We start from the raw sequence: 7,425 nt of genomic DNA, 5'->3' as shown, positions 1-7,425 counted from the left end.
CGAAGGCAAGTTGGGCTGACGCTGGTTGCCCGGCGTCGATGCGTCGACGCCTTCGTCGCGGTGATGATCGCCCGCCACCCCGAGCTCGAAGGCAAGTTGGGTTGATTCTCGGCGTCGATGCGTCGACGCCTTCGTCGCGGTGATGATCGCCCGCCACCCCGAGCTCGAAGGCAAGTTGGGCTGACGCTGGTTGCCCGGCGTCGATGCGTCGACGCCTTCGTCGCGGTGATGATCGCCCGCCACCCCGAGCTCGAGGGCAAGCTCGGCTGACGCTGGTGCCCGGCGTCGATGCGTCGACGCCTTCGTCGCGGTGATGATCGCCCGCCACCCCGAGCTCGAAGGCAAGCTCGGCTGACGCTGGTTGCCTTCGTTCGATCGGGCTGCGCACGTGGCGCCGCTGATGTAGCGGCCGCCCTGCCGGGCTGTGGTGCTCGCTGGCGCTGCGCTCCTCGCCTCCCAGCGGCATGGCGACGCGGTCGCCGGCCGGCGAGACGACTGGCTTCGCCTCCCGTGCTCGCCGCCGCCGCTTCGCCGCGGCGCTCGCCCACCGCGCCGGCGCGACGCGCTCGGTCCGTGAGATGCGCGTTGGTTGGCAGGCCCGGCTGACGCTGGTTGCCCGGCGTCGATCAGCGGCGCGACTCGACCGACGCCTCGGCGTGGCCGAGGGCTCGCACGACCCAGTCGCCGACCAACACGGCGAGCTCGTCCGCGCCGAGATCGATGCGACCGTTGCGCCATGCGTTGCTGAACGACGAGACGGCGCCGAGCACGCCGAGGGCGAGCAGCCCCGGGTCGGCGTCGAGGATCGAGCCGTCCTGCTGCGCCTCCCGGACCAACGCGGTCACGTCGGCGAGGTAGACCGCGCTGCCCTCGCGCACCACCTCGGCGATCGCGGGATCGGCACGCTCGACGTCGACGAGTGCGAAGTACGTGGCGTGCTCGGCGATGTACAGCACGCTCGCCACCGTCCCCTGCCGGATCCGCTCGACGGCATCGGCGTCGGCGGTCATGGCGTCTGCCTGTGCTCGACGCAGACCGCGACGCATCGACCGAGTCAGCTCGCCGAAGAGGTCGAGCTTGGTCGGGAAGTACCAGTAGAACAGTCCCTTCGCGACGCCGGCCTCGTCGCAGATGTCCCTGATGCGGGTGGCCGCGTAGCCGCGTTCGGCGAAGAGCGCGACCGCAGCGTCGACGAGCTGCTGCTTGCGCTCGCGGCCCTGCTCGGTCAGTTGTCGGCCGCCGGAGGTCGACCGGGCGTCGGTCGTCGACGGGTCGTCCGCGATCGTCACCGGTCCAGTTCACCCCGAGCTTGACCGGCGGGTCAAGCCGATCGCTGGTAGACATCCCGACGTGACGATCGAGATCCCCGTGCTGGACGGCTGCGAATCGCTCTCGCACGCAGCGGGTGGCGCCACCGGCGTGGTGGTCGTGCACGGGTTCACGGGGAATCCCTCCTCGGTCCGCGGGGTTGCCGACGCGATGATCGCCGCCGGCTTCGACGTCGAGCTCCCTCGCCTCCCCGGTCACGGCACGACCGTCGACGACATGCTCGGCACGCGGTGGGCCGACTGGTCGGCCGAGCTCGACCGTGCCCGCTGCCGCGTCGCCGAGCGCGTCGACCACGTCGTGCTGGTCGGGCAGAGCATGGGGGCCACGCTGGCGCTCGCCTCCGCCATCGAGCAGCCCGACGTGCGCGGGCTCGTGTGCATCAACCCCGCCACACGACTGCGCGACGCTGACGTGATGGCGATGCTCGACGAGTTCATCGAGGACGGCCTGACGATCGTGCCGGGCGAGGGCTCCGACATCGCCGACCCGGAGGCGTTCGACAACTCCTACGACGGCACGCCGCTGGCACCACTGCACTCACTGCTCCACGACGGCATCGCGCCGATCACCGGCCGGTTCGGCGAGCTGACCGTCCCGCTGCGGCTCTTCACGTCGCGCCAGGACCACGTCGTCGATCCGGCCGACAGCGAGCATCTCGCTGCCGCCTATGGCGGGCCTGTCGAGCACACGTGGCTCGAGCGCAGCTTCCACGTGGCGGCGCTCGACTACGACCGCGCCACCGTCATCGAGGACTCGGTCGAGTTCGTCCGTCAGGTGACGGCGACATGATCGCCTCGGTCGTCGCCTCGTTGCCGAGCCCTTCCGGCAGCGGCATCTCGATCGGCCCGCTCGACCTCCGGGCGTACGGCCTGATGATCGCGCTCGGCGTGATCGCCGCGGTCTGGATGATGGGCCGGATGCTCGAGCAGAAGCGGCTCGGCACCGCCGAGGACGCGAGCTCGATCGCCGTCTGGGGCGTTGCGGCCGGCGTGATCGGCGCGCGGCTGTACCACGTCGCCACCGACTGGGACCGCTTCTCCGACGACCTCGGGTCGATCCCCAGGCTCTGGGAGGGTGGCCTCGGCATCCCCGGCGGATTGCTCGCCGGTGTCTTCGCCGGGCTCTGGCAGGCACGACGGCGCGGCATCGGCGCCGCCGAGACCCTCACGTGCGCGGCACCGGCGATCCCGCTGGCGCAGGCGATCGGCCGGTGGGGCAACTGGTTCAACCAAGAGCTGTTCGGCAAGCAGACCGACCTGCCGTGGGCGCTCGAGATCGACGACGACCACCTCCCGGCGGGCTTCGAGTCGGGCACGACGTTCCACCCGACGTTCCTGTACGAGTCGATGTGGAACATCGGCCTGGTCGGTGTATTGCTGTGGATCGACCGGCGGCTGCGGCTCGGCGCCGGCCGGCTGTTCGCGGTCTATCTCATCGGGTACGGCGCCGGCCGGTTCTGGATCGAGGGTCTGCGGATCGATCCGTCCAGCGAGCTCGGCGGGCTGCGCTGGAACCAGTGGGTGGCGCTCGCCGCGGTCGTCGGTGGTGGTGCCTATCTCGTGGCGACGCGAGGCCGCCGGTGGGTCGATCGCAACGACGGTGACGACGGTGCCGCGTTGGACGTCGACGAGCTCGACGATGCCGAGTCGGTGGACGTCGACGACGCCCCGCCCGGCGAGGGCGGGCGCACCGCGTCCGGCCAAGCGATCGAGGCCGAGAGCGGCGCCGATGGTGCCGATCTCGCGGCCGAGTGACGGGCTCGCTCGGGGCGTCATCGGGCGCTGGTGAGCCCACGGAATCGCACGGCGCGCTCGCCGATCTCCTCGTCGTAGTGCGCACCCCACCCGGCCAACCGGGCGATCGCGAACAGGGGCGCGTCGAGCGGGAGCCGGCCGACGAAGAGCAGCGCCGCGAGCCCGAGATCGACGTTCGGGTGCTTGCCGAGGTGACGACCGGCCACGGCGAGCACGTCGGCTACGACGTCCCACCGGCCGCCTTCGTGCGGGATCGCCGACACGGCGTCGAGCAGCGGTGCCAGCCGCGGGTCACCGTTGCGGTACACGGTGTGCCCGAACCCCGGGAGCCGTCCTGCGGCGAGCCGTGCCCGGACGGTTCGCTCGGCTCCGTCGCGCTGCGCACTGGCCAACATGTCGGCGGCGATCCGGCTGGCGGCACCGTGGAGCGAGCCGCCGACGACGTTGAGGCCGGTCGAGAGTGCCGCGTACGGCTCGGCCCGCACCGACGCTGCCACGCGCACGGCGAGCGTGCTGGTCGCCAGCTCGTGATCGGCGAGCAGCACGAGCGCCCGCGACACCGCCGCAACGACCGCGGGTGATGACCGACCGCACCACGCAGCGGTCAGGCGAGTTGCGAGGTCGCCGCGCTGCGGCCCGCCCAGGACGCTCGGCGCGATGCCGAGCAGGCGGCGGGCGGCTGCCGCGCCCGGCGGTGCCCCGGCCGGCGCTCCGTCCGTCCGGGACGAGAGCGACAGCGCGCTCATGCTCAGCCGGGCGAGCGGATCGTCGATCGCCGCAGCGTGATCGCGCGCCTGCCGCAGGGCGGTGCGGTCGACGGGCCAGCGGGGGACGTCCTCGGGCAGCTCGCCGGACCACAGCAGCTCGGCAGCCTGCTCGAACGATCCCGACGTCGCGAGTGCGACGGCGTCGTGGCCGCGGAAGGAGAGTCGCTCGTCGCTCAGCGTCGTGATCGACGACGCGATCTGGACGTCGATCGAGGGTCGCTCGACCGGCGCCCGGCGGCGCGACCGGTTGGCGAGTTCTTCGATGTCGTCACGAGCGTAGAGCGAGGTCCGTCCGTCGACGGCGGTTCGCCGATCGAGCAGGCCCCTGCTGACGTACGCGTACAGCGTCGGCTTCGTGACGCCGAGGAGCCGCGCTGCCTCCGTCGCGCCGATGTAGGTCGGCATGCGCACATGGTGGCGGACGGTGGTGGATTCGTCAACGTTGATTGAATCAACGTTGATCAGTGCGTGTGCCAGCGGGACACTGGCGGGCATGCAAGAGCTGATCGACGTGCCGCCGGGTCTCAACAACGTCGCGGTGTCCGACACCGAGATCGGCGCCGTGCTCGGTGAGGAGGGGTTCTTCCACTACCGCCAGTACGACGCCGTCGACCTCGCGCGTCGACACCGTTTCGAGGACGCGTGGCACCTCCTCGAGCGTGGACGCCTGCCCGACGAGACCGAGTACGAGTCGTTCCGGGCCGCCGTCGCAGCGGCGCGCGTCGTGCCGGCCGACCTCGATCGGCTCGTCGGGACCGTCGCTGCCACGCCTGGGGCGGCGCTGGCGAAGCTTCGTGCGGTCCTGTCGATGGCCGGTCCGGCCCTCGGCGTCGCGCCGCTGCTCGAGCTCGACGGCGAGCAGCGGCGCGGTCAGGCACTCCGACTGGCCGCGCTCGTGCCGGCGGTCCTGGCCGTCCTGCATCGGCGCTCGGTCGGGCTCGGTGCGGTCGAGCCGGACCGCTCGCTCGGCCATGCCGCCGGGTACCTCCACTCGGTGACCGGCATCACGCCGTCGGCCGGCGATGCACGGGCGCTCGAGCAGTACCTGATGCTGACCATCGACCACGGCTTCAACGCGTCGACCTTCACTGGGCGCGTCGTCGCATCCACCGGTGCCGACCTCGTCGACGTCGTGTGCGCGGCCCTGGGTGCGCTGGCCGGGCCGCTGCACGGTGGCGCGCCGAGCCGGGCGCTCGACGCGCTCGACGCCATCGGCACGCCCGATCGGGCCGCCGATTGGGTGCGCGGTGAGGTGGCCGCGGGCCGTCGGATCATGGGGTTCGGCCACGCGGTGTACCGCGCGCCCGACCCGCGGTCGGCCCTGCTGCGAGAGGTCGCCGAGCGGCTGGGTGGCGAGCTCGTCGAGCGGGCGATCGCGATCGAGGGCGAGATCCTGGCGACGTTGCGCGAACTGAAGCCCGACCGGCCGCTGCCGAGCAACGTCGAGTTCTACGCCGGTGTGATCATGGCATCGGTGGGGCTGCCGCGCGAGATGTTCACCCCGACGTTCGCAGTGAGCCGGACGGTCGGCTGGGTGACGCACGCCGTCGAGCAGGCGGCGGCCGGCAAGTTGATCCGGCCGGCCGCCCGGTACGTGGGACCCGAGCCCGGACGCGCTCCGGCCGAGGGCTGAGCGGGCCCGATGCCGATCGGGATGCAGGTGGGGAGGGCGCGGCCCCGGGATTAGCCTCACCCCTCGTGTCCGATCGCCTCACGAAGGAGGCCGTGGCCAAGGTCGCCCGGCTGGCTCGCCTCGAACTGACCGACGACGAGCTCGATCGCGCCACGCACCAGCTCGGTGACATGCTCGACCACTTCGCCGACATCGATGCGCTCGATCTCGACGACGTCGCACCGATGAACCAGCCGTACCACCTGGTCAACGTCATGCGCGACGACGTCGAGCGACCGACGCTCGACCGCGACGAGGTGCTGGCCGGCTCGCCCGAGGCAGAGGACGGGCAGTTCCGAGTGCCGCCGATCATCGGGTCGGAGGGATGACGGTGCCGTTCGCCAGCGCGTCGTCGATCGCCGCCGGGGTGCGCGCGGGGGAGCTGCGCGCGACCGACGTCGTCGACGAGCACCTCGCTCGCATCGCCGACCGGGACGCGGAGGTCCACGCGTTCAACCTGGTCGTCGCGGACGAGGCCCGCGCGCAGGCGGCCGCCGTCGACGAGGCGGTCGCGGCGGGTCGTGACCCGGGCCCGCTCGCCGGGGTCCCGATCGCGCTCAAGGACAACATGTGCACCCGCGGCATCCCGACGACGTGCTCGTCGAAGATCCTCGACGACTGGCGACCCCCGTACGACGGCACCGCCGTCTCGGTGCTCCGCGCCGCTGGTGCGATCGCAGTCGGCAAGACCAACCTCGACGAGTTCGCGATGGGGTCCTCGACCGAGAACTCGGCGTTCGGACCGACCCGCAATCCGCTCGACACGAGCCGGGTGCCCGGCGGTTCGTCGGGCGGTTCGGCCGCTGCGGTCGCAGCCGGCTTCGCCGCGATCGGGTTCGGCTCCGACACTGGCGGATCGATCCGCCAACCCGCCGCGCTGTGCGGCGTCGTCGGCGTCAAGCCGACGTACGGTCGTGTCAGCCGGTACGGCCTGATCGCGTTCGCGAGCAGCCTCGACCAGATCGGGCCGTTCACCCACTCCGTCGCCGACGCGGCGCTGGCGCTCCAGGTCGTGTGCGGTCACGATCCGCTCGACTCGACGTCGATCCCCGAGCCGGTGCCCGACTACACGGCGTTGCTCGACCGCGGGGTCGAGGGCCTCCGGGTCGGTCGCATCACCGACCTCCCCGAGGGGGCCGACGACGACGTCGTCGAACGGACCGAGCAGGCCTTCGACGCACTCGCAGCCGGTGGTGCGACGATCGTCGACGTCGAAGTGCCGGCCTTCACGTACGGGCTGACCGCCTACTACCTGATCGCGCCGGCCGAGGCGTCGTCGAACCTGGCGCGGTACGACGGCGTGCGGTACGGCATGCGCGTCGACGCACCCGACACCAACGCCATGTACACCGCCACCCGCACGGCCGGGTTCGGTGACGAGGTGAAGCGGCGCATCATGCTCGGCACGTATGCGCTGTCAGCGGGGTACTACGACGCCTACTACGGCAAGGCGTTGAAGATCCGCCGTCTGATGGCCGACGACTTCGCCCGCGCCTACGAGCGCGCCGACGTGTTGGTGACGCCGGCCTCGCCGAGCGTGGCGTTCCCGTTCGGATCGAAGACCGCCGACCCGATCGCGATGTACCTGTGCGACACCTACACGATCCCGGCCAACCTGACCGGCGACCCCGGCCTGAGCGTGCCGTTCGGTACCGGTGCCGACGACCTGCCGGTCGGCGTGCAGGTGCTTGCCCCTGCGCTGGGTGAGCCCGTCATGTTGCAGGTGGCCGCCGAGCTCGAACGTCGCGCAGCGGCCGGAGGCGAGCCGTGATGGCGACGTGCGGCGCAGCGAGCATCGAGGCACAGCAGAGCCGGCGTGTCCGGCGGCGAGTGAAGCGAGCAGCGACATGACCTGGTCGTACGACGGCTACGAGATGGTCGTGGGCCTCGAGGTCCACGTCGA

Annotated in this window: 7 protein-coding genes; 5 read left to right on the top strand and 2 right to left on the bottom strand. The window is 71.8% G+C overall.

From position 1 onward, the window contains the following. Positions 1-626: 626 nt before the first annotated feature. Positions 627-1,289 carry a TetR/AcrR family transcriptional regulator gene (locus QNJ12_RS23100; RefSeq protein ID WP_300626378.1) on the bottom strand — a complete coding sequence of 221 codons (663 nt, stop codon included), beginning with the start codon at positions 1,287-1,289 and terminating at the stop codon, positions 627-629. A 61-nt stretch (positions 1,290-1,350) separates the two neighbouring features. On the opposite strand from QNJ12_RS23100, the gene QNJ12_RS23095 reads away from it, so the two are divergent. Next, positions 1,351-2,118 carry an alpha/beta fold hydrolase gene (locus tag QNJ12_RS23095; RefSeq protein WP_300626375.1) on the top strand — a complete coding sequence of 256 codons (768 nt, stop codon included), beginning with the start codon at positions 1,351-1,353 and terminating at the stop codon, positions 2,116-2,118. Beyond that, on the top strand, positions 2,115-3,083 hold the full coding sequence (gene lgt / locus QNJ12_RS23090) for a prolipoprotein diacylglyceryl transferase (RefSeq protein ID WP_300626374.1): 969 nt from the start codon (positions 2,115-2,117) through the stop codon (positions 3,081-3,083). Before QNJ12_RS23095 ends, lgt begins: the two co-directional genes overlap by 4 nt. 17 nt (positions 3,084-3,100) lie before the next feature. Here the strand turns inward: lgt and QNJ12_RS23085 are convergent, their stop codons facing one another. Next, entirely contained in the window at positions 3,101-4,255 is a 1,155-nt protein-coding gene (locus QNJ12_RS23085; RefSeq protein ID WP_300626372.1) for a citrate synthase, read from the bottom strand. An 88-nt stretch (positions 4,256-4,343) separates the two neighbouring features. On the opposite strand from QNJ12_RS23085, the gene QNJ12_RS23080 reads away from it, so the two are divergent. The 3 genes from QNJ12_RS23080 to gatA all read left to right on the top strand — a co-directional run bounded on the left by QNJ12_RS23080 (position 4,344) and on the right by gatA (position 7,293). After that, on the top strand, positions 4,344-5,483 hold the full coding sequence (locus QNJ12_RS23080; protein ID WP_300626370.1) for a citrate/2-methylcitrate synthase: 1,140 nt from the start codon (positions 4,344-4,346) through the stop codon (positions 5,481-5,483). A gap of 65 nt (positions 5,484-5,548) precedes the next feature. Then, positions 5,549-5,851: an Asp-tRNA(Asn)/Glu-tRNA(Gln) amidotransferase subunit GatC gene (gatC, locus tag QNJ12_RS23075; RefSeq protein WP_300626369.1), complete on the top strand. Its 303-nt coding sequence runs from the start codon at positions 5,549-5,551 to the stop codon at positions 5,849-5,851. Beyond that, complete coding sequence (gatA, locus tag QNJ12_RS23070; protein WP_300626367.1) at positions 5,848-7,293, top strand: Asp-tRNA(Asn)/Glu-tRNA(Gln) amidotransferase subunit GatA; 1,446 nt, start codon at positions 5,848-5,850, stop codon at positions 7,291-7,293. The genes gatC and gatA overlap by 4 nt, the downstream gene beginning before the upstream one ends. Positions 7,294-7,425: the final 132 nt, after the last annotated feature.

Origin of the sequence: Ilumatobacter sp., from assembly GCF_030065885.1 — a bacterium.
In the GTDB taxonomy this organism is placed as follows: Bacteria; Actinomycetota; Acidimicrobiia; order Acidimicrobiales; family Ilumatobacteraceae; genus Ilumatobacter.
Note: the sequence above shows the minus strand (reverse complement) of the source record. Positions and strands in the feature narration are given on the sequence as shown.